General features: G+C 28.9%; 1 protein-coding gene. It reads right to left on the reverse strand.

What is annotated here, in order from left to right; genetic code table 11:
• Window positions 1-351: 351 nt before the first annotated feature.
• Window positions 352-1,125 (reverse strand): SH3 domain-containing protein, encoded by a 774-nt coding sequence (locus F8N00_RS18020; RefSeq protein ID WP_421018751.1) that lies wholly within the window; start codon window positions 1,123-1,125, stop codon window positions 352-354.
• Window positions 1,126-1,179: the final 54 nt, after the last annotated feature.

The following is a 1,179-nucleotide window of genomic DNA, read 5'->3' on the forward strand; positions in this document are numbered from 1 at the left end:
CAAAAATTTAATACCTTTCAAGTAAAACACCCCTATTCATTTTTTCCAACAAGTGTATTTTACCAAATGGTTAATTTTGTTATATACAATGTTTTGATATTCTAGGAAACTAGTTATTTAAATTCATTTTGATTGTTTACCGTTGGAAGACTAAAAGAAAATGTGAAGACAAATTACATTAAAAAAAATTACAATCTTAAATACAGCTTCTCATTCTACAAACATTACTGTAGCTGTACCAATTACAGTAAATTTGATCTCAATAAAATGATGGGTCGTTATGAATTTTTCTTCCTAGATTATTCGAAAAAAGACACCATAAATCTGGTGTCTTTTACAAAATATTTTATTTTAATTATTTGGAATAAACGTTTCAATTACGCTATATCCTAGAATTTGCGTATTTTCAACCTTTTTTGCAGGAGAATCGCTACTTAATAAGTGAGTATGAAACACTAATTGGTATTTTCCTAAATCATAAGATATTAAATAATCATTCATTCCTTCAAATCTTTCTTTGGAATCTGCATTTCCCAACACTTTCTTTACATCATTGTATATAATTTTTTGCTTTTTAGAAAACATTTGTTCTTGAGATTCAACATAACTATTTTTAGTCATTTTTTTGTAAGTTAACATTCCTCTGAAACTATGATCTTGTATGACTAATCGGGAATAATTAACACTATTTTTAAAATGTAATTCTAAAGATCGGTTATTTTCTGTGAAATATGGTTTTCCTAAATAGTCGATAGCAGTAAATGCTTTGTCTCCCACAACTAAAGGTAGTGTTGTCTCCAACTGCCCCTGTTTAGCAAAAAATTTAATTCGTGAAAATTGGTTTTTTGGCGCTTTTTTGATGTACTTGCTGTATACATAAGCTTTTTTCTTTTTAAAATCGATTTCAGACCAGCCGTTTTTTGCTTGTGAATAAACTTTTACTTTAGAACCTATTTTGAGAGATCCAACCTTTTTACTTTTCGTACTATCTTTCTCCCTTACGTTCAACTGGTCGGCAACGACATACAATGTCTCAGTTTTTGAAGCAGCACTAGCCATTTTTACGTTATAAGAGAGCACAGTTCCTATTAACATGACTGCAATTAAAAATTTAATACTTTTCAAGTAAAACACCCCTATTCATTTTTTCCAACAAGTGTATTTTACCAAATGGTTAAT

The organism is Exiguobacterium sp. A1_3_1 (genome assembly GCF_048985645.1).
GTDB lineage: Bacteria > Bacillota > Bacilli > Exiguobacteriales > Exiguobacteriaceae > Exiguobacterium_A > Exiguobacterium_A indicum.